General features: G+C 70.6%; 22 protein-coding genes and 1 pseudogene. 11 read left to right on the forward strand and 12 right to left on the reverse strand.

Going from position 1 to position 25,814, the window contains the following annotated elements; translation table 11 throughout:
- Positions 1-2: 2 nt before the first annotated feature.
- From ABZ906_RS27710 to ABZ906_RS27725, 4 genes are all read right to left on the reverse strand, one after another.
- Positions 3-1,130: an LLM class flavin-dependent oxidoreductase gene (locus ABZ906_RS27710; protein WP_361387090.1), complete on the reverse strand. Its 1,128-nt coding sequence runs from the start codon at positions 1,128-1,130 to the stop codon at positions 3-5.
- Positions 1,131-1,228: 98 nt separating this feature from the next.
- Entirely contained in the window at positions 1,229-2,026 is a 798-nt protein-coding gene (locus tag ABZ906_RS27715) for a glucose 1-dehydrogenase (RefSeq protein WP_361387093.1), read from the reverse strand.
- A gap of 37 nt (positions 2,027-2,063) precedes the next feature.
- Positions 2,064-3,023: an LLM class F420-dependent oxidoreductase gene (locus tag ABZ906_RS27720; RefSeq protein WP_361387096.1), complete on the reverse strand. Its 960-nt coding sequence runs from the start codon at positions 3,021-3,023 to the stop codon at positions 2,064-2,066.
- Between the two features lie 189 nt (positions 3,024-3,212).
- Positions 3,213-4,433: an amidohydrolase family protein gene (locus tag ABZ906_RS27725; protein ID WP_361194710.1), complete on the reverse strand. Its 1,221-nt coding sequence runs from the start codon at positions 4,431-4,433 to the stop codon at positions 3,213-3,215.
- A gap of 367 nt (positions 4,434-4,800) precedes the next feature.
- On the opposite strand from ABZ906_RS27725, the gene ABZ906_RS27730 reads away from it, so the two are divergent.
- Together ABZ906_RS27730 and ABZ906_RS27735 are read left to right on the forward strand one after the other, a co-directional pair.
- On the forward strand, positions 4,801-7,749 hold the full coding sequence (locus ABZ906_RS27730) for a BTAD domain-containing putative transcriptional regulator (RefSeq protein WP_361387099.1): 2,949 nt from the start codon (positions 4,801-4,803) through the stop codon (positions 7,747-7,749).
- 205 nt (positions 7,750-7,954) lie between these two features.
- Entirely contained in the window at positions 7,955-8,137 is a 183-nt protein-coding gene (locus tag ABZ906_RS27735) for a sigma-like protein (protein WP_361194675.1), read from the forward strand.
- Between the two features lie 149 nt (positions 8,138-8,286).
- Here ABZ906_RS27735 and ABZ906_RS27740 read toward each other — a convergent pair whose 3' ends face one another.
- A complete protein-coding gene (locus ABZ906_RS27740; RefSeq protein ID WP_361387102.1) occupies positions 8,287-8,766 on the reverse strand; it encodes an ATP-binding protein in 480 nt (159 codons plus the stop codon).
- A 216-nt stretch (positions 8,767-8,982) separates the two neighbouring features.
- Between ABZ906_RS27740 and ABZ906_RS27745 the strand changes: the two genes are divergently transcribed.
- Together ABZ906_RS27745 and ABZ906_RS27750 are read left to right on the forward strand one after the other, a co-directional pair.
- Complete coding sequence (locus ABZ906_RS27745) at positions 8,983-9,834, forward strand: helix-turn-helix transcriptional regulator (protein ID WP_361387105.1); 852 nt, start codon at positions 8,983-8,985, stop codon at positions 9,832-9,834.
- 11 nt (positions 9,835-9,845) lie between these two features.
- Positions 9,846-10,052, forward strand: a complete 207-nt coding sequence (locus ABZ906_RS27750) for a DUF397 domain-containing protein (protein WP_361387108.1) — start codon at positions 9,846-9,848, stop codon at positions 10,050-10,052.
- Between the two features lie 508 nt (positions 10,053-10,560).
- Here the strand turns inward: ABZ906_RS27750 and ABZ906_RS27755 are convergent.
- Both ABZ906_RS27755 and ABZ906_RS27760 read right to left on the reverse strand, forming a co-directional pair.
- Positions 10,561-11,226 carry a nitroreductase gene (locus ABZ906_RS27755; protein WP_361387111.1) on the reverse strand — a complete coding sequence of 222 codons (666 nt, stop codon included), beginning with the start codon at positions 11,224-11,226 and terminating at the stop codon, positions 10,561-10,563.
- Between the two features lie 770 nt (positions 11,227-11,996).
- Positions 11,997-12,878 (reverse strand): hypothetical protein, encoded by an 882-nt coding sequence (locus ABZ906_RS27760; protein WP_361387114.1) that lies wholly within the window; start codon positions 12,876-12,878, stop codon positions 11,997-11,999.
- Between the two features lie 283 nt (positions 12,879-13,161).
- On the opposite strand from ABZ906_RS27760, the gene ABZ906_RS27765 reads away from it, so the two are divergent.
- Entirely contained in the window at positions 13,162-13,782 is a 621-nt protein-coding gene (locus ABZ906_RS27765) for a DJ-1/PfpI family protein (protein ID WP_361194666.1), read from the forward strand.
- A 52-nt stretch (positions 13,783-13,834) separates the two neighbouring features.
- A complete protein-coding gene (locus tag ABZ906_RS27770; RefSeq protein ID WP_361387117.1) occupies positions 13,835-14,428 on the forward strand; it encodes a hypothetical protein in 594 nt (197 codons plus the stop codon).
- Positions 14,429-14,450: 22 nt separating this feature from the next.
- Here ABZ906_RS27770 and ABZ906_RS27775 read toward each other — a convergent pair whose 3' ends face one another.
- Positions 14,451-15,437, reverse strand: a complete 987-nt coding sequence (locus ABZ906_RS27775) for an alpha/beta hydrolase (RefSeq protein ID WP_361387120.1) — start codon at positions 15,435-15,437, stop codon at positions 14,451-14,453.
- A 197-nt stretch (positions 15,438-15,634) separates the two neighbouring features.
- On the opposite strand from ABZ906_RS27775, the pseudogene ABZ906_RS27780 reads away from it, so the two are divergent.
- Positions 15,635-16,009: pseudogene (locus ABZ906_RS27780) on the forward strand (VOC family protein); the annotation flags it as partial.
- A 50-nt stretch (positions 16,010-16,059) separates the two neighbouring features.
- On the opposite strand, the gene ABZ906_RS27785 reads toward ABZ906_RS27780, so the two are convergent.
- Positions 16,060-17,664 carry a FadD3 family acyl-CoA ligase gene (locus ABZ906_RS27785; protein WP_361387123.1) on the reverse strand — a complete coding sequence of 535 codons (1,605 nt, stop codon included), beginning with the start codon at positions 17,662-17,664 and terminating at the stop codon, positions 16,060-16,062.
- A 126-nt stretch (positions 17,665-17,790) separates the two neighbouring features.
- Here ABZ906_RS27785 and ABZ906_RS27790 point away from each other — a divergent pair, with 126 nt between their 5' ends.
- The 3 genes from ABZ906_RS27790 to ABZ906_RS27800 all read left to right on the forward strand — a co-directional run bounded on the left by ABZ906_RS27790 (position 17,791) and on the right by ABZ906_RS27800 (position 20,250).
- Positions 17,791-18,942 (forward strand): lipid-transfer protein, encoded by a 1,152-nt coding sequence (locus tag ABZ906_RS27790; RefSeq protein ID WP_361194656.1) that lies wholly within the window; start codon positions 17,791-17,793, stop codon positions 18,940-18,942.
- A 91-nt stretch (positions 18,943-19,033) separates the two neighbouring features.
- On the forward strand, positions 19,034-19,483 hold the full coding sequence (locus ABZ906_RS27795) for an OB-fold domain-containing protein (RefSeq protein ID WP_361387126.1): 450 nt from the start codon (positions 19,034-19,036) through the stop codon (positions 19,481-19,483).
- Complete coding sequence (locus ABZ906_RS27800; protein WP_361387129.1) at positions 19,480-20,250, forward strand: enoyl-CoA hydratase/isomerase family protein; 771 nt, start codon at positions 19,480-19,482, stop codon at positions 20,248-20,250. The genes ABZ906_RS27795 and ABZ906_RS27800 overlap by 4 nt, the downstream gene beginning before the upstream one ends.
- Positions 20,251-20,452: 202 nt before the next feature.
- Here ABZ906_RS27800 and ABZ906_RS27805 read toward each other — a convergent pair whose 3' ends face one another.
- A complete protein-coding gene (locus ABZ906_RS27805) occupies positions 20,453-22,843 on the reverse strand; it encodes a serine/threonine-protein kinase (protein ID WP_361194651.1) in 2,391 nt (796 codons plus the stop codon).
- 363 nt (positions 22,844-23,206) lie between these two features.
- Here ABZ906_RS27805 and ABZ906_RS27810 point away from each other — a divergent pair, with 363 nt between their 5' ends.
- Positions 23,207-23,854, forward strand: a complete 648-nt coding sequence (locus ABZ906_RS27810) for a TetR family transcriptional regulator (protein WP_361194649.1) — start codon at positions 23,207-23,209, stop codon at positions 23,852-23,854.
- A 56-nt stretch (positions 23,855-23,910) separates the two neighbouring features.
- Here the strand turns inward: ABZ906_RS27810 and ABZ906_RS27815 are convergent, their stop codons facing one another.
- A complete protein-coding gene (locus tag ABZ906_RS27815) occupies positions 23,911-24,408 on the reverse strand; it encodes a nitroreductase family deazaflavin-dependent oxidoreductase (protein ID WP_361387132.1) in 498 nt (165 codons plus the stop codon).
- The gene (locus ABZ906_RS27820) at positions 24,408-25,673 is read right to left on the reverse strand and encodes an acyl-CoA dehydrogenase family protein (protein ID WP_361387135.1); all 1,266 of its coding nucleotides are present in this window, start codon (positions 25,671-25,673) and stop codon (positions 24,408-24,410) included. Before ABZ906_RS27820 ends, ABZ906_RS27815 begins: the two co-directional genes overlap by 1 nt.
- Positions 25,674-25,814 lie beyond the last annotated feature (141 nt).

The raw sequence follows: 25,814 nt of genomic DNA on the forward strand, positions 1-25,814 counted from the left end.
GCTCAACCGCCGGAGGTACCCCGCATCCGCGAGGTCCGATGCACGGGATCGGTATCGATCTTCGGAATCACATGCTCACCGATCAGCTTGATCGTGTTCTTCGTGTCCTCGGGCGAGATCCCGATCGGCAGCCCGAAGCTGAGCTGATCCGCACCGGCCTGCTCCCACCGCTTGCACTGCGTGAGCACCTCGTCCGGGTCACCGCAGATCATCAGCTCCTCCGCGATGAGCAGCTCGATGATCTCCTCGGTGTACTCGGGGAGGAGCTCGGGCCACTCGGGGATGCCCTCGGGGCGCGGGAAGGTGTCGTGGTAGCGGAAGAGCAGGGACTGCAGATAGTTCAGGCCGCCGCTGACGGCTATCTCCACGGCCTTCGCGTGGGTCTCCGCGCAGATCGCGGTCGAGGTCACCATGACGTTGTCGTTGACGAAGTCACCGACGGGCTCGGCATCCTTGATGGCCGTCTTGTACGACTCCAGGACCCACTCCATGTCGGAGACCTTCTGCACGCTGAAGCCGAGGACCCCGAGCCCCTTCTTGCCGGCCATCGCGTACGAGGGCGGGGACCCGGCGGCGTACCACATCGCCGGGTGCGACTTCCCGTACGGCTTGGGCAGGACCTTGCGGGGCGGCAGCGACCAGTGTTTGCCCTGGAAGCCGACGTACTCGTCCTGGAGCCACATCTTGGGGAACTCGGCGATGGTCTCTTCCCAGAGTTCCTTGGTGTGGTTCATGTCGGTGATGCCCGGCATGAAGCCCAGAATCTCGTGCGACCCTGCGCCGCGTCCCGACCCGAACTCGAAGCGTCCTTCGGAGAGATGGTCGAGCATGGCGACCTTCTCGGCGACCTTGACCGGGTGGTTCACCGGGGCGAGCGGGTTGAAGATCCCGGAGCCGAGGTGGATGCGGTCGGTGGCGTGGGCGAGATAGCCGAGGAAGACGTCGTTGGCGGAGAGGTGCGAGTACTCCTCCAGGAAGTGGTGCTCGGAGGCCCAGGCGTACTTGAAGCCGGACTTGTCCGCCTGGATGACGTACTCGGTCTCCTCGATGAGCGCCTTGTGCTCGGCTTCGGGGTCGACCTTGGCCCGTTTGGCGGGCACGTATCCCTGTACAAAGAGACCGAATTCCAAGGAGGTTCACCATCCTCGTGAGTTTCTGACGAACCGTCAGATCTTGATGACGTCGACTGTTCCACCGGGCGGGTGGAGCGTCAATACCTGATGCACCGTCAGACGATGCTCACGCCCGCGAGCCAGCCCCCGTCGATGACGAACGGCTGGCCGGTGATGTAGGCGGAGTCGTCCCCGGTCAGGAACAGCGCGAGGGCGGCCACCTCCTCGGGCTTCCCGATCCGGCCGAGCGGCACGAGCTTCTTGTAGAGCCCGGCGACGGCCTCCCCCGCCTCCACCGGATCCGCGGAGGGATCGAGCTGCGCGGGGTTGGTCATCGGGGTGTCCACGGCCCCCGGGCAGACGGCGTTGACGCGGATGTTCTTGTCGGCCAGCTCAAGGGCGGCGACGCGCGTGAGCCCGAGGATGGCGTGCTTGGTCGCGGCGTACGCGCCGACGTAGGCCATGCCCGTCATCGCCGTGTACGAGGCGGTGTTCACGATGGTCCCGCCCCCGGCGGCGGCGATCTCGGGCGCGACGGTGCGGATGCCGAGGAAGCAGCCGACCTGGTTGACCTGGATGATCTGCTGGAACTCTTCGAGCGGGGTGCTGACGAGCTCGTTGAAGCGCAGGATCCCCGCGTTGTTGACCAGGCCGTCGACCTTCCCGAAGGCGTCCTTGGCGGCGTCGACCGCCGCGCCCCAGTCGGCCTCCCGGCCGACGTCGAGGTGCACGAACCTGGCCACGTCCCCGCCGTGCTCCCTGGCGAGCTCCTTGGCCAGGGTCTCGCCCTGCTCGTCGAGCACGTCGCCGATGACGACCCGCGCCCCCTCGGCGGCGAAGAGCCGCGCCTCCTGCTCGCCCTGCCCGCGCGCCCCACCGGTGACGATGACGACGCGCCCGTCCAGCTTGCCCATACGAATCTCCTTGAGTGGTGGCGCGCAGAGAGGTCGGTCAGTTCAGGTGCGGGGCGACTTCGGCGGCGAACGCCGCCATCTGGTCGGTGAGTTCGGTGCGGCCGCGGCTGCGGAAGCGCACCTGGATCTGCTGGACCCCCATCGCCCCGTACGCGCGCAGCGACTCCGCGAGGGCGTCGGGCTTCCCGCTGAGGGTGCGCCGGCCCACGGACCAGCCGGGCTCCCCCACGTACAGGGGCTCGGCGATCGCCCCCACGACGATCGGCTCTTGCACCCCCGCCTCCTCGCGCAGCCGCTTGAGCTTCGCGATCTGCGCGGGCAGCTTGTCGCGCGGGTCGCCCTGCGGCAGCCAGCCGTCACCGCGCACGGCGGCCCTGCGGACGGCGGCGGGCGACGAACCGCCCACCCAGACAGGCACGCGTTCCTGCGCGGGCCGCGGTTTCTGCCCGAGCCCGCCGAAGTCGAAGTGCTCGCCGTGGTGTTCGGGATACTCCTCGGGCCCCAGCGCGGCCTTGAGCGCGTCGATGCTCTCGTCGAGCACGGGCCCGCGCCGCTCGAAGTCGGCGCCCACGGCGTCGAACTCCTCCTGCACGTGCCCGGCCCCGACCCCGAGGATCAGCCGCCCGCCGCTGAGCCGGTCCAGGGTGGCGTACTGCTTGGCGCCGACGAGGGGATGCCGTAGCCCGACCACGGCGACATGGCTCATCAGCCGTACGTTCTCGGTGATCCCCGCGAGGAAGGAGAGCGTGGCCACCGGGTCGTACCAGACGGTGCTCATGGTGTCGGCGAGCCGCCGCGGAATGGCCACGTGGTCGCAGCTCGCGATGTACGCGAAGCCACTCCGGTCGGCGGTGCGGGCGATCTCCGCGAGATCCTCGGTGGTGGCGTCCGCCTCCCACGCCTCCGCGTACATGACGCTCTGCGACTGGATCGGGAGCTGCATCCCGTAGACCAGTCGCCCTTGCGGGAATATGTGCGCCGGCGCGTTGGCAGCCATGGGAACCCGACCCCTCACCTTGATCTGACGGTACGTCATATATGGCGACGGGACTCATCGTCGTATCTGACGGTCCGTCAGGCAAGGGGTAGGAGGGCAGGAGCACGGAAGAGGGGGCGGAAGAGAGGCAGGGAAGAGAAACGCAGAGGAGCCCGGGCGCCCCGCCAGGTGCCCGGGCTCCCGGTGGCATCAGGCCCCGGGCCACAGCCCGTCGGCGGTCAGGCCGAGCAGGTCGATGGCGTTGCCCCGCACGATCCGGTCGACGACGTCCGGCGCCAGATGCCCCATCTGGTCCTCGCCGACCTGTCGCGACTTGGGCCAGGTCGAGTCCGAGTGCGGATAGTCGGTCTCGTACAGGACGTTGCCGACGCCGATCGCGTCGAGGTTCTTCAGCCCGAAGGCATCGTCGAAGAAGCAGCCGTAGACGTGCTCGGTGAAGAGCTCGGACGGCGGCCGGTGCACCTTGTCGGCGACCCCGCCCCACCCGCGGTTCTCCTCCCAGACCACGTCGGCGCGCTCCAGGATGTACGGGATCCAGCCGATCTGTCCCTCGGCGTACATGATCTTCAGGTTCGGGAAGCGTTCGAACTTGCCGCTCATCAGCCAGTCGACCATCGAGAAGCAGCAGTTGGCGAAGGTGATGGTGGACCCGACGGCGGGCGGCGCGTCGGCGGAGGTCGACGGCATCTTGCTGCTCGACCCGATGTGCATGGCGACGACGGTGCCGGTCTCGTCGCAGGCCCGCAGGAAGGGGTCCCACTCGTCCGTGTGGATGGAGGGCAGGCCCAGGTGGGGCGGTATCTCGGAGAAGGCGACGGCGCGCACGCCGCGGGCGGCGTTGCGGCGGACCTCGGCGGCGGCCAGCTCGGCGTCCCAGAGCGGAATGAGGGTGAGCGGGATGAGACGGCCCTGCGCCTCGGGCCCGCACCACTCCTCCACCATCCAGTCGTTGTACGCCTGGACCGCGAGCAGGCCGAGTTCGCGGTCCTTGGCCTCGGTGAACGTCTGCCCGCAGAAACGGGGAAACGTGGGGAAACAGAGGGCGGACTGGACGTGATTGACGTCCATGTCGGCGAGGCGGTCGGGCACGCTGAAGGAGCCCGGGCGCATCTGCTCGTACGTGATGACCTCGAGCTTGATCTCGTCCCTGTCGTAGCCGACGGCGGTGTCGAGGCGGGTGAGGGGACGGTGAAGATCTTCATAGATCCACCAGTCGCCGATGGGCCCGTCATCCCCCTTCGCGCCCATCACCGGGGCGAACTTTCCGCCCATGAAGCTCATTGATTTCAGGGGCGCCCGGACGATGCGCGGCCCGCTGTCCTGGTACTTCGCCGGCAGCCTGTCCCGCCAGACGTGGGCGGGCTCAACGGTGTGGTCGTCCACCGAGATGATCCTCGGGAACGTCGGCAGGGTCTCAGTGGTCTCCATGTCCTCCACGGTAGCGCTGATCTGACGACCCGTCAGCTCCCCGTCAGCCATCGTTCGGCACTCGGCCGTCCTCCGACCGGCCGTCACTCAGCGTTCGCTCGGCCCCCGGCCGGCCTTCGATCGGCCGCACATCGGCTCTCCGTACACGCACGATTACCGGCCGAGGAGTGCGTGGACCCTGTGAGAGCCGTCTCCCACTGCTGACGCATCCGCCATGAACAAGGCAAACTGGCGGGGAGCAAGAGACAGGTGGATACCGAGCGAGGCACAGAGCGAGAATCGCGGGCAGGGCAGACCCGCGGCGCACGACCAGGCACGGCGACGGCCGGGCACGGCAGCAGGGGGAGCGATGGACGTGGTACCGCGAGTACCGGACCAGCGGCGTCCGGCCCCGGGGAACGCCCCCGAGGAACTGAGACCGCACTTCAGCGTGCTCGGCCCCGTACGCGCATGGCACGGCGCCGAGCAGCTCTCCATGGGCTCTCCGCAGCAGCGCGCGCTCCTGGCGGCGCTCCTGTTGCGGGACGGGCGCACGGCGACGGCACACGAGCTGATCGACGCCCTCTGGGGCGACGAACCGCCCTCGCAGGCGCTCGCCGCGGTCCGTACGTACGCCTCGCGCCTGCGCAAGGTGCTGCCCGCCGGTGTCCTGGTCAGCGAGTCGGGCGGCTACGCCATCGCGGCGGCCGACGGCGCCCTGGACCTGTCGCTCGCGGAGGACCTGTGGGCGGAGGCGGAGAAGGCGCGCGGCGTCGGCGACCTCTGCCAGGCGCGCGCCCTGGTCAACAAGGCGCTCGGCCTCTGGCACGGCGAACCCCTCGCCAACGTCCCCGGTCCGTACGCGGAAACGGAGCGCACACGCCTTGAGGAGTGGCGCCTCCAGCTCCTGGAGTCCCGCCTGGACATGGACCTGGAGGTCGGCTGCCACGCGGAGGCCGTATCGGAGCTGACGGCCCTCACGGCAGCGCACCCCCTGCGAGAGCGGTTGCGCGAACTCCTGATGCTGGCCCTGTACCGCAGCGGGCGCCAGGCGGAGGCCCTCGCGGTCTACGCGGACACGCGCCGCCTGCTCGCCGACGAACTGGGCGTGGACCCGCGCACCGGCCTCAAGGAACTCCAGCAGCGGATCCTCCAGGCGGACCCGGCCCTCGCCGAGCCCTCGGCGGCGACCCCGGAACCGGCCGCCGCAGTGGTACGCCCGGCCCAGCTCCCGGCGACGGTCCCGGACTTCACGGGCCGCGCGTCCTTCGTGTCCGAGTTGAGCGAGATCCTGTCGGCGGCGGAGGGCCGCGTGATGGCCGTCTCGGCGCTCGCGGGCATCGGCGGCGTGGGCAAGACGACCCTCGCGGTCCACGTGGCGCATGTGGCACGCACCTACTTCCCCGACGGCCAGCTGTACGTGGACCTGCAAGGCGCCGGCGCGAGGGCGGCGGAGCCGGAAACGGTACTCGGCGCCTTCCTCCGCGCCCTGGGCACACCGGACTCGGCGATCCCGGACTCCCTGGAGGAGCGGGCGGCGCTGTACCGATCGGTGCTCGACGGGCGTCGGGTCCTGGTGGTCCTGGACAACGCGCGCGACGCGGCACAGGTACGTCCGCTGCTCCCCGGCATGGAGGGCTGCGCGGCCCTGGTCACCAGCCGGATCCGCATGGTGGACCTGGCGGGCGCCCACCTGGTGGACCTGGACGTGATGTCCCCGGAGGAAGCCCTCCTCCTCTTCACGCGGATCGTCGGCGAGGAAAGGGTGCAGTCGGAACGCAAGGCGGCGCTTGACGTCGTCGCGGCGTGCGGCTTCCTGCCCCTGGCGATCCGCATCGCGGCCTCGCGCCTGGCGGCGCGCCGCACATGGACGGTCTCGACCCTCGCCGCCAAGCTGGCGGACGAGCGGCGGCGCCTGGACGAACTCCAGGCGGGCGACCTCGCGGTCAAGGCGACCTTCGAACTGGGCTACGGCCAGCTGGAGCCGGCGCAGGCGAGGGCGTTCAGGCTCCTCGGCCTGGCAGACGGCCCGGACCTCTCCCTCGCGGCAGCGGCGGCGGTCCTCGACCTGCCCCAGGAGGAGACGGAGGACCTCCTGGAAATGCTGGTCGACACATCCCTGGTCGAATCAGCGGCCCCCGGCCGCTACCGCTACCACGACCTGGTCCGGCTCTACGCGCGTGCGTGCGCGGAGAGGGAGCTGTCGGAGGGGGAGCGGGGCGCGGCGACGTCGCGGTTGCTGGACTTCTATCTGGCGTCGGCGGCACGGGTGTACGCGATTGAGCGGCCGGGGGATCGGACGGCGGACCACCTGGAGGTCACCGACCGGGCCGGACTGGACTTCACCGACAGCACCAAGGCCTTCGACTGGCTGCACGCGGAGGCCGCTTGCATCCTCGCGTGCGTCCAGCATTCGCTGGGCCACGACAACCTGCGGCGCGCGGTGGACCTGCTGCTCGCGGCGAAGGACCTCGCGGAGTCCGGGGCGATCTCCTACCGCTACGAGATGGCGACGCGCGCCGCGTGCGATGCCGCCGCCGCAGTGGGGGACGCGCACGCCGAGGGGCGCGCGAGGGTGAGCCTGGCCCAGGTCCTCAACAAGGTCGGACGCTTCGATGACGCCGCCGTCGAGCTGGAGCGTGCCGCCTCGCTCGCCTCGGACTCCAGGGATCCCTGGACCACCGGAAACGCTCTCAACGAGCAGGGAATCGTCAACAACTGCATCAACCAGCCCGCTGTGAGCGAGGTTCACCTGCGCGAGGCCATCGAGGTCTTCCGCGCCGACGGCAACCGCCACAGTGAGGCGAGCGCCTTGTGCAACCTGTCGCGGGCCCTCCTCGCGATGGGACGCACCACCAAGTCGATCGATCTCGCACAGCAGGGGATCGCCATATACAGCGACCTCGGGGTCACGTTCCGCCTCGCCAACGCGAAGTACGCGCTGGGGCTCGCCCTGAGCGACGCCAATCGCCGCCCGGAAGCCCTCGACCAGCTGAACGACGCCCTGCAGATCTTCGCCGAGAACCGCCAGCGTCTGTGGCAGGGTACGACGCATTACCGCATCGCCCAGGTGTACCTCGCGGACCGTCATGCGGCGCAGGCGGCCCAGCACTCCGAGCAGGCGCTCGCCATCGGTTGCGTGGGCGGCGAGTGGATGCGGGCCAACGTCCTGACGCTGCTGGGAAGGTCTCTTGTCGCCCTCGGGCAGGTCGACCGCGCCCAGGCCTGCTGGCGCGAGGCGCTGGCCATTCACGAGGAAGCGGGCGCACCGGAGGCCGCTCAGGTGAGGAAGCTCCTCGCTCCCGTCACCGCTGCCTGAGCCACCCGACGCGGCGTTCATCGAACGTTTATGGGCGGCTGCCACTCTCATGGGGTCGATCCGTCGCGTCGGGGGGCAGACGGGTCGCACGGGCCCTACGGATATGGTGAGCGGCCCAATACGCCCGTTCGGCGATCCTCGGGGGAGTTGCCGAACGGGCGTATCTGATCCTGAAGCCCCGCCCAGAGCGAAGGAGTTGTCTCGTATGAGCGAAATCGACAAGAACACCGGCATTACCACCATGGGCGAGGGCCACACGCCCGCTCCGCCTGCGAAGGACGGCACGGCCACCACGCAGGGCGAGGGCCACACGCCCGCCCCGCCGGCCAAGGACGGCACGGCCACCACGCAGGGCGAGGGCCACACGCCCGCCCCGCCCAAGGACTGACCCAAGCCTTACATCCCGACGGGGGAACCGATCGGCCGCGGTGGCGCGGAGGGGGAGCCACCGCGGCCGACGCATGTCCGGGGGAACCGTCACCACCACGATGGGGCCGCAGCGATCACGCTCGGCCCCATCGCACTGACCGCGCCCGCCTACGCGGCAGCCAACTCGCACCACACGTACTTCCCGCCGCCGCGCCCAGCCCCTCCGCCTCCCCCGGAACCCTCACCCACCCCGGCGAGGGCGTACCACCCCCACTCGTCGGAGCAGCTCCGGACAAGCGCGAGGCCCCGCCCGTCCTCCGCGTACGCCGATACGACGTCCGGCGGCAGTTCCGGGGGCGTCGGGTCGCCGTCCCACACCCCGATCCGCAGCACCCGCCCCGCCCACCGCAGCCGCAGGGCGGCAGGTCCCTTCGTATGTCGGAGGGCATTGCTCAGCAGCTCGGTCGCCACCAGCTCGGCCACCTCGGCGAGGTGCGGCAGGCCGTGCGCGGCGAGGACGAGGCGGAGGGCTCTGCGGCCGATCGTGACCGCGCGGAGGTCGTGAGGGACGTAGAGGGTGTACTCCCAGGGTTCGTCGGGCTCGGTGCGGGTCGCTTCGCGGTTCGCGGCACGGGTCGCTTCAGGCATGGCGGTACTCCAGCTGCTAAGGGGAGTCGAGCAGCACTGCGACAAACCGCCGGTGGCCATGCCGCGGCCGTCAAGGCGTGACGGGGCGGTGCGCTTCCGGGAGCTTTCCGGTTTCGCAGCGTGAGGGTTGCATCACTGAAAGTAGGGGTTCAGTTGAACCCCGTCAACCTCAACTGGGATACTCGGCTTCTCCAACTCCCCCAAGGAGCCATGCACATGCCGGCGAGAAGCGTCATCACCGCACGCCAGGAACGGCTCGGCGCCGAGCTGCGCAAGTTGCGCGAACGAGCAGGCCTGACGGGCCGGGACGCGGCTCGTGCCGCCGGTATCGCCGAAACCAAGGTCTCCGCGACAGAAGCAGCCCGGGTCGGCGTCAGCGAGGAGCGAGTGCGTCATCTGGCCAGTCAGTACGCCTGCGACGACTCCGCCTTGATCGACGCCCTGTCCCGCATGGCAGCCGAACGGACGCGGGGCTGGTGGGAGGCATACCGGGAGTCGGTGCCGTCCGGGTACCTGGATCTGGCCGAACTGGAGCACCACGCTTCAGACTTGTGGACCTTTCAGAGCGTTCACATCCCCGCTCTCCTGCAGACGGAGGACCAGGTACGGGCGATCTTCACGTCCACGGTCCCGAAACTCCCCCGGGAGGAACTCGAAGTACGCGTACGGTTCCGCCTGCGACGCCAGGAGATTCTCGACGAGCGCCGAGCCTTCCGCTACGAGGCGGTGATCCACGAAGCGGCCCTGCGAATCCGGGCCGCTGGCACCAAGACCGCACGCGACCAGTTGCAGCACATCCTGGATCGAACGGACCACCCACAAGTGACCGTCCGCATCGTCCCGTTCGAAGTGGACGGCTTCGCCGGAATAGCGGACACGCTGCTGTACGCCCGGGGTCCGGTACCGCAGCTGGACACCGTGCTGATGGATACCCCGCACGGTGGCGCTTTCCTTGACGCGGAAGCGCAGCTCAGCCGCTACCGAGAGGTCCTGAGCAAGGTGGAGGGGGCGGCATTGGGGGTCATAGAGTCGAAGGACCTCATCCACCGCATCATGCGAAGCATGTGAAGGACCCCGACATGACACAGCAGACCGCATGGCAGAAGTCCTCGTACTCCGGCGGCGGTGACTCATCCGACTGCGTCGAACTGCGCGCCCAGCACCCCGGCACAGTGAAGCTCCGCGAGAGCGACGCACCGTCCACCGAACTCTCGACCACCCCCGAGCGCCTCGCCCACCTCATACGCCACGTAAAGACCCAGAGCCGAATCCACCCCTGCGAGTAACCGCGCCCCGCGGGCATGGGAGCCCTAGAACGGGCGGGGTTGTGGTGGGCCTGGGTGGGGTGGTGGCCGGGGCCGCCCGGTGCTCCGGAGTGTGGCGCTTCCGGCGGGCCAGTAAAGGGCGCTCCTGCGTCGCGTCGGCTCCGCCGATTCCGCTGCGCTCCACCCTTGACTGCCCCACCTCCACCGCAGAAGCCACATATACCGGGCGGCCAGGAAGGGGGCGTAGGGGCAGGGGGTGGGCGCGACGGTTTCGACGCCGGGTGCGGACTGGTTCGTCTCAGCTCGGCCAGGTGAAGTGGCGGGGCCGGGACAAACGGCTCAGATCCGGCGGCGGCGAGGGGTTTGACGCCGGGTGCGGACTGGTTCGTCTCGGCTCGGCCAGGTGGGTGTGGCGGGGCCCCGACAACCGACACAGCTCCGGGGCGGGGAGGGGGTTTGATGCCGGGTGCGGGTCGCCGTGTCCCGTCTGGTGCGGACACCTCGTGAGGATTGCCGGTCAGGGGGCGAGTCACGCTCCGATGAAGCTAACCGTCTCCGTCATGTCCGCCCGCCCCGTACGCAGTCGCGGCACGCCGTCCTTCTCGTATCCCACCGAGACGCCGCAGAACAGCACCCGCCCGTCATCGGCTCCGACCACCTGACTGACAGTCCTGCGGTACATGGTCCACATCACCTGCGGGCAGCTGTGCAACCCTTCCGGCCTCAGCAACAGCATGACCGTCTGCAAGTACATGCCCGCGTCCCCCCACTGTCCTGGCCCCATCGTCCGGTCGAGGTAGCAGAACAGCACGACCGGCGCACCGAATGCCTCCGAGTTCAACGCGGCGATCTTCTTTGGCCTGTCGGGGTCATCGCGCTCGATTCCCAGCGCCTTGTGGCGTTGAACGGCCGCGGCTGAGAAACGGTCCGCATACGGCGATGTCAGCTCGGCCGGGTACATCGGGTACTCCCGCTCATCACCCGCGTCTCCCGCCAGCGCCCGGGCCGTCGCGCGCTCCTTCAGCTCAGCCAAGGGCTCACCGGTCACGACGTATACGTGCCACGGCTGCAGGTTTCCGCTCGACGGAGCCCGCGTCGCCGAGGCCAGCACTCGTTCGAGCACTCCTCTGGCCACCGGCTCATCGCTGAACGCCCGCACGGCCCTGCGACTGTCCACGGCTTCATACACATCCACGTCTTCTCGTCCTCTCATTCCACGCATTCCACGGCGGGCAGCAGCGAAGACACGAGGGTGATCGTCGCACCAGCCGCGCAGCCCCGGCGAAGCTTCGGCACTCTCGGCCACGGCGCCCCTCCCAGCGCGGCCACCGGGCGGTGCCCGTCAGCCCGACCAGCCCTGCACCGGCAGGGTGACCGCCCTGGGCTCGCACATTTCGGTCATCTCTGGCACATGGGTCCTCAGTCGAGGGGCAAATGCACGAAAGTCCCATCCCCGAGCGGCGAGGCCAGGGCCCTCGTGGGACTCTCTTGCATTTCGCGGCCCCCTTCCCCCCTCCACGCCCGCTTCCTGCTCCGCGCTGTGCCGGTTGCCCGGGCCTCGCCGCACCCACCTGGCCGAGCTGAGACGAACCAGTCCGCACCCGGCCTCGAAACCCCTCCCCGCCACCGGAGCCGAGCCGTTCGACCGGACCCCGCCACCGGAGCCGTCCCGGCCGTCCGGGCCCGGCCACTCCACCTGACCGAGCTTCGACGAACCAGTCCGCACCCGGCAGGAAACCGTCGAGACCGCTCCCCTTCCCCTACGCCCCCTTCCCGGCCGCCCGGTACACAGGGCTTCTGCGGTGGAGGTGGGGCAGTCAAGGGTGGAGCGCAGCGGAATCGGCGGAGCCGACGCGACGTAGGAGCGCCCTTTACTGGCCCGCCGGAAGCGCCACACTCCGGAGCACCGGGCGGCCCCGGCCACCACCCCCGGGCCACCACAACCCCGCCCGTTCTTCAGTGCGGTCAGTTTCCGTCGGCTCTCGCCGTCGCCACCGCCGCCCTTACCCTCGCCACGAACGCCTCCGGCGCGTTGAAGATGTCCTCCGCTCCGAAGCGCAGCACCACCCGTACCCCGGGGCAGGACGCGAGGTCGTTGTAGCGGGCCAGGTCTCGGCGGTGGGCCTCGCGGGAGCCGTGGTAGGCGTAACCCTCGATCTCGACGACCACGCCCTCCTCCCTGAAGAAGAAATCCGGCCGGCACCCGCGGCCGCTCGGAGTCAGCAACTCCACCTGCGCACACGGCCGCAACCCCGCGTCCCGCATCCGCAGCCGCGCCACCGTCTCCGCCGGCGAACCGGCGAGCGGATCGGCCAGCCCCAGCCACCGGCGCCCCCGCGTCGCCCCCGGCATTCCGTCCGCTTCCAAAGCCGCCGCCACTGCGCCCACTTCGATCAACGGACCCCTCCGTACCCGCCCCACCCTGCGCCACGTCAGCGCCGAGTCCACCGCCACCAGCGCCTCCTCCCTCGGTCCACCCCGCAGCAGGTCAGCAAGGGTGCGCGCTACCGTCGTCACCCTCAGCCCCCTCGTCGTCGTGACGTCCTCCGGAGGCAACCGCAGCCAGTGCGTACGCGCCCCCGCCCGGCGGCGCTTACCGCACGGGTCCGTGAACTCCAATTCCTCCCGGAGTACTTCGATGCGCCAGAGCACCGCCGCCGCCCGGTGACTCGCCACCAGGCCGGGCATCGCGAGTTGCCCCGCCCTGAGCCTCATCGGCAGATCCAGCTCGCGCTCCGGCTCCACCCATGTCCCCGTCGGGACCCGCGTCCACCCCTCGCCGGCCAACGTCCGGTACAGCCTGCTCGGCGGCCACCCCGCGTCCAGGGCCGTACGCGCGAGCAGCACGCCCTCAACCGTCATCCCCCGCAAAGCCGGCACCGGCCGACGCGCCCTCCCCATCCCCCAAGGCTCCCCCAACCGACCCCGCCTCCGGCAACCCTGTGGATAACCGGGCCGCCCATGACCGGCGCTCGGCAGGAAGCGTGGCAGGAAGTGTGTCAGGAAGCGTGGCAGTAAAGGTGGGGTCTTCGTCATTGCGGCCGCCAGGCCCCGACAGAAGACTTGAGCTACCGCGCGACATCTCAACTCCCCCGCCCTAAAGCCTCATCGCCTCCGGAAAGGACCTCTCATGCAGATCGCCGTCCTCCTCTACGACAACTTCACCGTCCTCGACGCGATAGGCCCCTTCCAGACCCTCTCCGGACTTCCCGGTGCCGAAGTCGTCTTCGTCGCCGAACAGGCGGGCCCCGTCCTCGACGACACCCGCACCCTCTCCCTCGTCGCCACGAAGTCCCTCGATGAGGTCAGCAGCCCGGACATCGTCGTCGTACCCGGCAGTCCGGAGCCCGCCCTCGGCAACGAGGCTCTACTGGACTGGCTCCGCCGCGTCGACGCCACCACCACCTGGACCACCTCCGTCTGCACCGGGTCGCTCATCCTCGCCGCCGCCGGGCTTCTCAAGGGACGGCGCGCCACCTCCCATTGGCTGGCGCTGGAGCAGATCAAGCAGTTCGGGGTCGAGTCGACCGGAGAGCGCGTCGTCTTCGACGGGAAGTACGTCACCGGCGCGGGCGTCTCCGCCGGGATCGACATGGGCCTCACCCTGGCCGGGAAGATCGCGGGCGACGAGCACGCGCAGACCGTACAGCTGCTCATCGAGTACGACCCCCAGCCCCCGTACGACGCAGGCTCGCCGGAGAAGGCCCCGGCCGCCATCGTGGAGAAGTTCCGGGCGCAGACCGTGTCCTAGCCGTATCCCGATCGAGCGGCGCGCATCACGCGACCATGGCAAAGTCACCGCCATGGTCCGCATGGTCACCTCAACTCAGCGACGGCGCGTCGGCGCGGTGTCCGCGCTGCTCGTAGGCGCCGCGCTGATAACCGCCTGCGGCGAGAAGCCGCACGGCACCGCCGCCGCCCCCGCACCGAGCCAGAGCTCAAGCCCCGCCCCCTCCCCGTACGTCGAGCCCGGCGTCGTCGACGGCGCACCGCACAACGGCGACAACAACGCCTACCGCCGCCCCGGCGACATGACCCCCGGGAGCGAGGAAGCCGCCGAGGCCGAGGCCGCCCGTATGCGGCCCGTGCTCAAGCGGCTCCACGCCAAGAAGAAGTGGGACCCGGAGAGCGTCCGGGCCGCGCTCACCGGCGAACTCGGCTACGAGATCGTGAGGACCGGCAGCAAGGGCAAGGTCCTCAGCGGGAGTCTCACCGTGCAGGAGATGCGCTCCCGCTACGAGAACGACGAGTACATCACCCCCGAAGGCACAATGATCGGCCTCCGAGTCCGCAAGGACGCCTGCGTGACGGCCTTCGTCCAGCCGACGAACTACGAGGCGAGGGCCAACGGCCCGTTCATGGAGACCGGCTGCATGGAGCCCCCCGTCGGCCACTGAGGGGGAGGCCGGGCCACCGCCCTCAGGCCGCCTGCACCTCCCTCAGCCACTCCACCAGCAGGCGGTTCACCTCGTACGCCCTCTCCTGCTGGATCCAGTGGCCGCAGCCCTCGAGGATGTGGGACGCGGACAGGCCGGGGAGGGTTTGCGGGTACGCCTTGATCGCGTCGGCCAGCCATGTCGTCGACGCGTCCTGGGCGCCGCCGATGAACAGGGACGGCTGGAGGATCGGGGCTCCGTCCAGTGCCGTCAGGTCCTCCCAGTCGCGGTCGGCGTTGCGGTAGCGGTTGAGGGCGCCGGTCAGGCCCGTGCGCTCGAACTCGGCCGCGTAGAAGTCGAGGTCCGCCTCCGTCAGCCAGGAGGGGAGGCCCGCGTCCGCGGTGAAGCGGTCGGACATCCGGCCGCCACGGTGAACGAAGTGGAGGCTCGGGCCGTCGGACGGTGACGGCATCGTGTCCGCCGACAGCGCCGCGTAGAAGCCCGCGAGCCAGCCCCGTACATCGGGTTCGATCTCCGCCTCCGCCCTGCCCGGCTCCTGGAAGTAGCTGACGTAGAACTCCTCGTCGGGGCCGCCGATCATGCCGAAGACCTCGGTGGGGCGGGGGCCTCCCCGTGGCGCGTAGGGCACGCTCAGCAAGCCCACCGCCGTGAAGACGTCCGGTTCGAGCAGGGCCGAGTTCGCCGCGATGCCCGAGCCCCAGTCGTGGCCCACGATCGTCGCGGTCTGCGCGCCCAGGGCTCGTACGACCGCCGCGTTGTCGGCGACGAGCTCCGTCATCCGGTACGCGTCCACCTCCCGCGGCTTCGACGAGCGGCCGTATCCGCGCACGTCGATCGCCACCGCGCGGTAGCCCGCCTCGGCGAGGACGGGGAGCTGGTGGCGCCACGAGTACCAGGACTCCGGGAAGCCGTGGACGAGGAGGACCAGGGGGCCCTCGCCCTCTTCCACCAGATGGACCCGGCCGCCCGGAACGTCCACCAGTCGATGCGTCTGCGCGGAGTGCGGCATGTTCTCTCCCGGATCAGTCGAAACGTCGTACGTCCACGTACGTGCTCGTACGTCCTCATGATCCTGGGCGCGGCCCTCCCCCACCCGCGAGGAAATTTGCCGCCCCGGCAAATCACCCATCCCCGCGCCTCCGCCGACCCGGCCCGGCACGGAAACTCGATGGACAGGCCTCGCTCCCCTCGCCGATAGTGCCGCGCATGGCCTCTCTCGTGCGACACCTCACGTTCGACTGTTCCGACGCCTATCAGCAGGGCGTCTTCTGGGCCGGGATACTCGACGGGAAGCTCGCCGACGACGACTTTCCCGGTGATCCGGAAGCCCTGGTCAGCGCCGACGGCCTCACCATGCTCTTCGTGACCGTGCCCGACGCGAAGACCGTCAAGAACCGCGTGCACGTCGACCTCCAGCCCACCGACCGCACCCGCGACGAAGAAGTCGAGCGGGTCGTCGGGCTCGGCGCCACGATCGTGGGGGACCACCGCAAGCCCAACGGGCGCGGCTGGGTCACGCTCACCGACCCGGAGGGCAACGAGTTCTGCGTCGAATGCAGTGCCGCCGAGCGCGAGGCCATCATCAGCAGCGGCAACTAGGACCCCGGGCCCGTCAGCAGCAGGGGCGGCAACTAGGAACGCCTGCCGCGCAGTTCGTGTTTGACGACCTTTCCGCTCGCGTTCCTCGGCAGCTCCGTCACGAACTCGATCTCCCTGGGGACCTTGTAGTTGGCCATCTCACGGCGTGACCACGCGATCAGGTCGTCGGAGGTGAGGACCGCCCCCGGCCGCCGCACCACGTACGCCTTGCCCACCTCGCCGAGCCGCGGGTCGGGTACGCCGATCACCGCCACGTCCGCCACCTGCGGGTGTACGCCGATGAGTTGCTCTATCTCGGCCGGATAGGCGTTGAATCCGCCGACGATGAACATGTCCTTGATCCGGTCCGTGATACGCAGGTTGCCCGCGTCGTCGAGGACGCCGACATCACCCGTACGCAGCCAGCCGCCCGGCGAGAGCGCCTTCTTCGTCTCCGCCGGGTCCTCGAAGTAGCCCTGCATGACGTTGTGTCCGCGGACCATCACCTCCCCCGGACGGCCCGGTGAGAGGGCCTCGCCGCCGGGGCTCACCACCCGCACCTCCGTGTCCGGGATGGCCCGGCCCGAGGTGGACGCGATGGTCTGCGCCGCGTCCCCCTGGTGGCACATCGTGACGATGCCGCTCGCCTCCGAAAGGCCGTACGCCGTGAGGACCGTGGCGATGTGCAGTTCGGCGCGCAGGCGCTCGACCAGTTGCAGGGGCACCACCGCCGCGCCCGTCACGACAAGGCGCAGGGCCGAGAGGTCGTGCTGGTCGCGGGCCGGGTGGTCCAGGAGCGACTGGTGGAGGGTGGGCGGGCCGGGGAGGACCGATATGCGTTCCGCCGCCACGTTCGCGAGGACCGTGTCCACGTTGAAGACCGGCTGCGGGATCATCGTCGCGCCGCGCATCAGGCAGGCGATGATCCCCGCCTTGTAGCCGAAGGTGTGGAAGAACGGGTTCACGATCAGATAGCGGTCGCCTTCGCGCAGGCCTGCCAGCTCGCTCCAGATGCCGTAGCAGCGCAGGGTCTGGGCGTGGGTGATGACCGCGCCCTTGGGGCGGCCCGTGGTGCCCGAGGTGTAGATGATGTCCGAGGGTGTCGCCCCGTCGATGCCGTCCGCACGCGCCCGTACGTCATGGCCGCTCACCCCGTCGCCGCCGGCCAGGAAGTCCTTCCAGGTGCGGAAGTCCTCGGGGGCGTCGTCGGAGAGGACGACGACCTGCTCCAGGTGCGGGAGGCCGGGCAGCGGGCCGTGCCCCTTCCCGTCCGCCGCCGCGCGGCGCAGCGAGGCGACGTACGACGTGCCGAGGAAGGTGCCCGTCACGAACAGCAGCTTCGCGCGGCTGCGTTCGAGGACATAGGCGGCCTCGGCGCCCTTGAAGCGGGTGTTGAGCGGGACCAGGACCGCGCCCGCCGTCACCGCGCCGAGCGCCGAGACGATCCAGTCCAGGGTGTTGGGGGCCCAGACGGCCACTCTGTCACCGGATTTCACCCCGCTCGCGATACACGCGGCGGCGGCTCTCTCCACGCGCCGGCCGAGCTCGGCGTACGAGACGCGGGTGCGGCCCTCGACGACCGCTTCCCGGTCTCCGTACCGCTCGGCGGCCGCCCGGACCAGTCCCGGGATGCTGCCCCACTCCAGGTCGCCGCGCATCACAAGCCCCTCCGCCGCAGTAGCTGACTATCCGTCAGATTAGCTGTAACCTGACGCGCTGTCAGCAGTCGGGACGACGTATGGCGAAGCCCCGGAGCCTCGCCACTCGCGGAGGTGCCGTTGCCCATGGCTTCACTCAAAGACGCTACAGCGATAGTCGGGATCGGGCAGACCGCGTTCGCCAAACAACTGCCCGAGGACGAGAAGACGTTGGCCTGCCGGGCGATCGTCGCCGCGCTCGACGACGCGGGGATCTCCCCGTCCGAGGTCGACGCGTTCGCCTCGTACACCATGGAGGAGACGGACGAGGTCGAGGTCGCCAAGGCGATCGGCGCGGGCGACGTGACCTTCTTCAGCAAGGTCGGCTACGGGGGCGGTGGTTCCTGCGCGACCATCGCGCACCTGGCGGCAGCCGTCGCCACGGGGCAGGCGAGCGTGGGCATCGCCTGGCGGTCCAGAAAGCGGGGCAGCGGGCCGCGCCCCTGGAAGAACACGGCGGTCCAACTCCCCACCCCCGCCCAGTGGACGCGCCCCTTCGGGCTGCTGCGTCCCGCGGACGAGATCGGGATGCTGGCCCGCCGCTACATGCACGAGTACGGCGCGACCCGCGACCACCTCTTCAATGTCGCCCTCGCGTGCCGGAACCGGGCCAACCAGAACCCGGCCGCGATGATGTACGAACGCCCCCTGACCCGCGAGATGTACATGTCCTCGCGCTGGATCAGCGAGCCGCTCTGCCTCTTCGACAACTGCCTGGAGACGGACGGCGCGCTGGCCTGCGTGATCGTCTCGGCCGAACGGGCGCGGGACTGCCGCCAGAAGCCCGTATATATCCACTCCGTCGCCCAAGGGCTGCCCGCGCAGCACCACGGGATGGTCAACTACTGGAACGACGACCCGCTGACGGGCCCGGCCTGGACGGCGGCCCGACACCTCTGGAAACAGGCGGACTTCGCCCCCGAGGACGTGGACGTCGCCCAGATCTACGACGCGTTCACGCCGCTGATCCCGCTGTCCCTGGAGGGGTACGGCTTCTGCGGCCGGGGCGAGGGCGGCGCGTTCACGGAGGGCGGCGCACTGGAGAGCGGCGGGCGCCTGCCGATCAACACCGGGGGCGGCGGCCTGAGCGAGGCCTACGTCCACGGCTTCAACCTCATCAACGAGGGCGTCAAGCAACTACGGGGCACGAGCACGGCCCAAGTACCGGACGCGTCAACGTGCTTGGTGACGGCAGGCGAGGGCGTACCGACATCGGCGGTACTGCTACGGGCCCCGTAGGCGGCGCGAGGAGCTGCTCCGGGCCCCGTAAGGGGCGCGGGGAACTGCGCGAGCAACCACGACGCATCCGCAGACGGACAAGGACGACCACATGGCAGACGCGACGACCGAACCCCTGCTCTCCCCCACCATCGATACGGACGGCGCCCCTTTCTGGGAGTACGCCGCCCGGGGCGAACTCCGCATCCAAGCCTGCACCGCCTGCGGCGAGCTGAGGTTCCCGCCCAGGCCCTGCTGCCCCCACTGCCAGTCCTTCGACTCCGAGTGGCGGCGCATGTCAGGCCGGGGCCGCATCTGGTCCTACGTACGACCACACCCACCCCTGCTCCCCGCGTACGCGGCCCACGCGCCGTACAACGCGATCATCGTCGAGCTGGCCGAGGCCCCCCGCATCCGCCTGGTCGGCAATCTCGTCGCCGCCCCGGACGCCCCGTTGGACTCCGTCGACCCGGAACGCCTCCGCATCGGCGCGAAGGTGCAGGTCGCGTTCACCGACGTGGACGGGATCGCGATGCCCCGCTGGCTTCTGGAGCGGCCATGAGCCTGCGTACGGCGTTCGACAAGGAGACGGGCGTGGCGGTCGTGACGCTGGACCGCCCCGCCCGCCACAACGCCATCGACCTCGCGACGGCGGATGAACTCGCCACCACCTGGCGGGAGTTCCGCTATGACGACACCGTGCGGGCGGTCGTCCTCACCGGCGCCGGGGAGAGGGCGTTCTGCACGGGCATCGACCGCGACACGGACATACCGCAGCCGGGCTCCCCCTACTCGATGGACGATCCGCTCCTGTCCGTGGGCCCCAAGGCCAATGACCTGTGGAAGCCGGTCATCGCCGCGGTGAACGGCATGGCGTGCGGCGGTGCCTTCTACCTTCTGGGCGAGTCGGAGTTCGTCATCGCCGCCGAGCACGCCACGTTCTTCGACCCGCACACCACGTACGGCATGGTCAGTGCGTACGAGGCGATCCTCATGGCGCAGCGGATGCCGCTCGGCGAGGTAGCCAGGATGTCGCTGATGGGCACCGCCGAGCGGGTCTCGGCGCGGCGGGCCCACGAGACGGGCCTGGTCTCCGAAGTGACGGCTCCGACCGATCTCCTTTCGGCGGCCACGCGCGCGGCCGAGGTGATCGCCGCCTGCCCGACCGAGCCGGTCCAGGGGACGGTACGGGCGCTCTGGGCGGCGAAGGAGGCGGCCCGCACGCAGGCCCTGGCCCAGGCGCCGCACCTCATCGCCCTCGGCAACCTGCCCCCGGACCGCCAGGCGGGCCTCTTCACGGGCCGCGGCACCGGCTTCCGTATCCGCTGAGAAAGCCGCCCGGCCGCCTCGCGCGGTTCACGCACTCGGCGTAACGTCACAAGTGGACGGCCGCCGTCCGACCCCCCTTCCACCTCAGGCACGACGGCCGTCACCGGCACGCGAGGGGCCGCGACGCGGGGTATCGGGCGGGCGGCGCACATAGCGCGACAGGCCCTAGGAGGCCCTAGGAGGCCCTAGGACCGGGCGGGCCCTAGGACCGGGCGGTCCCGGTCCCCCGCTCCGCGTCCAGCGCGTACACGCACCGATCCTTGCTGCACGCGTACACGACGCCGTCCCGCACCACGGGCGCCCCGGTGATCTCCCCGCCGGTGGCCAGCTTCCAGCGCAGGCGGCCGTCGTCCGCCTTCAGGGTGTACAGCAGGTGGTCCGTCGACCCGAAGTGGATCCGCCGGTCGGCGACGACGGGCGCGCCGACGACCTCGCCGCCCGCCTGGAACCGCCACTTCGGCGTCCCCGTCACCGCGTCGAGCGTGTAGAGCCCCTTGCCGCTGCCCACGTGCACATGGCCGTCGGCGACGAGCACGGGCTCGATCGACGCTCGGGACTCCGTGGCGATGCGCCATCTGTCGCGGCCGTCCGCGGCATCGAGGGCGTACACGGTCCCGAGGTAGTCCGCGAGGTACACACCGCCGCCCGTCACCGCGGGTCCCGGCGCGAACGCGGGCGGACACAGGAAGGCGGCGGGCGCCTCGAAGTGCCACCGGACGTGGCCCCCGGCCACGTCGATCGCGAGGACCCGGGTCCCGGCGGACACGTACACGTACCCGTCCTGCGCGGGCGCGAGCCGCACCGGTACGCCGCCGCAGGACGCCGCGTCGCCGATGGGGTACGACCAGCGCTCGTCGCCCGTACGGGCCTCCAGGGCGCGCAGGCGCGCGTCCTTCCAGACGTAGACCGTGCCGTCGTGGATGACGGGCCCCGCCTCGGGGGTCTCGAAGTCGGTCTGGGCCCCGGTGATCTCCCAGAGCTTCTGGCCGTTCGCGGCCTCCCAGGCCTGTACGCCGCCACCGCGCGTGCCGGTGACGACGGTGCCGCGGTCGGCCTGGAGGGAGTACACCCAGGCGTCGGTGTTCAGGCGCCACATGTCGGTGCCGTCGGCGCCGTCGAGGGCGTAGAGCGTGGGGCCGTCCGAGGCGTGGATACGGCCGTCGGCGACCGCCATGGACCAGGCGACGTCCCGCGTCTTGAAGCTGCGCCGGCCCGTGCCGACGTCCAGGGCGTGGACCTCGAAGGACGTGACGTACACGAGGTTCCCCGCGACGGCGGGCGTCCCCCATACGTCGTTGGACATCCGGAAGCGCCACGGCCGCCAGGAGGACGCGGCGTCCGGCGCCACGGCGGGCGCGGGCACCACGGGGTCGACGCCGTTGGCGGCGGCCTTGGACCGCGACCACGAGGCGGCGAGCCCGGCATCGGCGGAAGGCGCACCCCCGGCGGCGGCGCGCGCGTCGGCCACCCGCGGGCCCGGACCGATCGGCACCTTCGCCCCGGCGAGATGCACCGGACCGGCGTCCGGCACGCCCCCGAAGGGCGGCGGCTGTGTGGGCGGCACCGGCGGCGCGTGCTGCGGAGGCGGCGGGGCCGCGACGGCGGGAGCGCCGCCACCTGCGCCACCACCCGCACCGCCACCGCGCCCGCCGCTGCGGCCGGAGGACGCGAGCGCGGCCCGCGCGGGCGGACGGCCGCCCCGGCGGGACTCGATCAGCGCGACGGCCCGCTCGGGCAGCCACGCGGAAGCGGTCCCGCTGTCGCCGTCCTCACTCTCCGAGGCGAAGAGATGCGGGGCGAGCTGGGCCTGGAGGTCGGCGGGGCTCGGCCTCAGCGGCGCCTCCATCTGCATGCAGGTCTCGATGAGCGGTCGCAGCTCGTCCGGGAGTCCGGCCAGGTCAGGGCCCTCGCGGAGCAGCATGAAGACGGTCTCCACGGGGTTGGCACCGTGGAAGGGGGCGTGCCCGGTGGCGGCGAAGACGAGCATCGAGCCGAGCGAGAAGACGTCACTCGCGCCGGTCACGCTGCGTGAGTCCTTCGCCTGCTCGGGCGACATGTACGCGGGCGTGCCCACGGCGACGTTCGTCATGGTCAGCCGGGTGTTCGAGACGCCGGACGCGATGCCGAAGTCGATCACGCGCGGCCCGTCCTCCACCACGAGGACGTTCGAGGGCTTGAGGTCACGGTGGACGAGGCCCGCGCCGTGGATGGACTCCAGGGCCTCGGCGACGCCGGCCGCCAGCCAGCGCACCGCCTGGGTGGGCAGCGGCCCGTGTTCATTCACTATTTCTTCGAGCGAGGGCGCGGGTACGTACGCGGTGGCCAGCCACGGCACCGCCGCGCGCGGATCGGCGTCCACCACAGCGGCCGTATAGAAACCGGACACGGCCCGTGCCGCCTCGACCTCGCGCGTGAAGCGGACGCGGAACAGCTGGTCCTCGGCGAGCTCGGTCCTGACCGTCTTGATCGCCACGCGCCGCCCTGACGCGGAGCGCGCGAGGTAGACAAGGCCCATGCCACCGGCTCCGAGCCGGCCGAGCACCTCGAACGGGCCGATCCGCCTCGGATCGTGCTGCGTCAGCTGATCCACCACTTGCCCTGCCACCTCCCCGTACCCGGGCGCCGTATGAGCGGCCCCGTGCAGCGTCTCACCACCGAGCCGCTCCGGCGGCACGCACCCTGATTCTTCCTGTCCGGGGCGGCGGTTGCGAACCCGGGGCGGGATCGGGGTGTTGTGGGACAAAGAAGGCGTCGAGAAGGAGGAGATATGTGAGCGAAACCTGATTCGAACGCGTGAGCTATTTTTTGCGGAGTGCCGGAGGAGCGCCGGAGAAGCTCCGGAGGGGCGCCCGGAGCGGCGCGCGGAGGGAAGCGGAATACCGCGCTCAACTCCGCCCCCAACCCCATTTGCACTCGGCCGAATCGCGCTCCGATCACCCCTCGGTAAGCTGACGGCATGACAGGACAGGTACGTACCGTCGACGGCCGCGTGGCCGGTCGGCGCGGTCAGGCGACGCGTCAGAAGCTGCTCGACTGCCTCAGCGAGATGCTCAGCTCCTCGCCCTACCGGGACGTCAAAGTCATCGACGTCGCCCGGAAGGCGGGGACTTCACCCGCGACCTTCTATCAGTACTTCCCCGACGTGGAAGGCGCCGTCCTCGAAATCGCCGAGCAAATGGCGGTGGAGGGTGCCGAGTTGACTCAGCTGCTCGACGGCCGCTCCTGGGTCGGCAAGGCGGGATGGCAGACCTCGCAGGAGCTGGTCGAGGGCTTCCTCGACTTCTGGCGCAAGAACGACGCGATCCTCCGGGTCGTCGATCTGGGCGCGGCGGAGGGCGACAAGCGCTTCTACAAGCTCCGCATGAAGATCCTGAACTCGGTCAACAACTCCCTTACGGACACCGTCAAGGAGCTCCAGGCCAAGGGCAAGGTCGACAAGGACGTGAACCCCGCGGCGATGGCGGGCTCCCTGGTGGCGATGCTCGCCGCGGTCGCGTCGCACCAGCGCGGCTTCCAGACGTGGGGTGTCAAGCAGGCCGAACTGAAGCCCAACCTCGCACTGTTGGTACATCTGGGCGTAACAGGAAAGAAGCCGACGAAGTAGGGCATCTAGCGACACTCTTCTGACGCTTCCTCAAGTCCTGTCACCGCAGCGGCGGATCACGGTGTTTTCTGTGATCCGCCGCTGTGTCGCCTCTCCAGGCGGAACAGGCGGATCTCCCGCTCCACGCGGGACTGGTAGGCCGCGTAGGGCGGCCAGAACTTCAGCGCCGCATCCCATGCGGCCGCCCGCTCCTCTCCCTCCAGCAGCCGTGCCCTGACCGCGATGTCCTGCCCGCGCCAGCTGACCTCGGCGTCCGGGTGGGCGATGAGGTTGCCCGTCCAGGCGGGGTGGCCCGGGCGCCCGAAGTTGGAGCCGACGAGTATCCAACTCCCCGACTCCTCGGGCATGCACGCCAGCGGTGTGCGCCTCGGCAGGCCGCTCTTGGCGCCGCGCGCCGTCAGGATCACCCCCGGCAGCATCTGCGCGCTGAGCAGCACCTTGCCGCGCGTGAGGCGGTGCACCGTACGGTCCATCGCGGGCACGACGTGCGGGGCGATCTTCGCGAAGACCCTGGTGGACGACACCTTCTGCACGAGCCGGATGCCGGGCGCCATCAGACGGCCGCCGCCGGCCGCGCGGGGCCCGGGGCCGGCGCCTCAGCGGCACCGAACAGCTCGGCCTGTTCCGCCGCGCGCGCCCGCAGCCGGTGCACGGGGCCGAAGAGCAGCTCGTCGCTCGACGCCCGCTTGAAGTACAGATGCGCCTCGTGCTCCCAGGTGAAGCCGATGCCGCCGTGCAGCTGCACGGCCTCCGAAGCGGCGGTCCGCAGCGCGTCGAGCGCCTGCGCGAGGGCGAGCCCGCCCACCTGCCCCGGCCCCGCTCCTTCCTGCCCCGGCCCCGCTCCCTCAGCTTCCGGGCCCGCCCCGGCGGCCCACGCCGCGTAGTAGGCGGCCGACCGCGCGGCCTGCACCTGTACGTATACGTCCGCGAGCCGGTGCTTCACGGCCTGGAAGGACCCGATCGCACGGCCGAACTGCTCGCGCTGCTTCACGTACTCGACGGTCCGTTCGAGGGCCCGGTCCGCGGCGCCCACGGCCTCGGCGGCGAGCACGGTGGCCGCACGGTCGCCGACCGCGGCCAGCGCGCCCGGCACATCGGCGTCGTCGGCGGTTCCGAGCAGCTCGGCGGCCACGTCACGCAGTTCGACGCGGGCCTGCGGCCGGGTCTCGTCGAGGGAGGTCTGCCGGGTGCGCACGAGCCCCGCCGCTCCCTCGGGCACCAGATAGAGCAGCGTCCGGGAACGGGCGAAGCCACCCGTGTGCGCGGCCACGACGAGCAGCCCCGCGCTGTGCCCGTCGAGCACCTGCTCGGCCTGGCCGTACAGCCGCCAGACCCCGTCGTCCGCGAGCTTGGCCTGCACGCCGCCCGCACGGCCGCCGCCCGACCAGTCGCCGAGGTTGTCGCCGACGAGGCCGAGCGCGGTGGCGAGCCCGGTGCCGGGCACGGCGAGCGCGGCGGTCAGGCCACCGGTCGCGATGCGCGGCAGGAGCTGTGACCGCTGCTCGTCCGTGCCCAGGCGCTCGACCAGCGGGGCGGCGAGCGCGGCGGTGGCGAAGAGGGGCGAGGGGGTGAGGGCGCGGCCAAGCTCCTCGCTGCCGAGGGCGAGCTCCGCCGGGCCGCAACCCACTCCCCCGTACGACTCGGCAAGGGCGATGCCCGGCAGGCCGAGCTGTTCGGCGAGAGCGGACCAGAGGGCGGGGTCGTATCCGGCGGGGGTGCGGACCGCGGACTTCACCTCGTCCGGGCCGCAGCGTTTGGTGACGAGCTCACGAAGGGTGCGGCGGATTTCTTCCTGCTCCGCGGTGAAGGCGGCGTCCATCGGCGGGCTCCTCCCCGGGGTGGCGGCCATGTCCGCCGACCCTGATCTGACGGGCCGTCATGCTAAGACCGCGCCGGGCAGATGCACAGGGCCACGACGCCACGTAACACCTCCCTCCGGAACCCGTATCTGATGTACCGT

The organism is Streptomyces sp. NPDC046925 (assembly GCF_040644915.1).
In the GTDB taxonomy this organism is placed as follows: domain Bacteria; phylum Actinomycetota; class Actinomycetes; order Streptomycetales; family Streptomycetaceae; genus Streptomyces.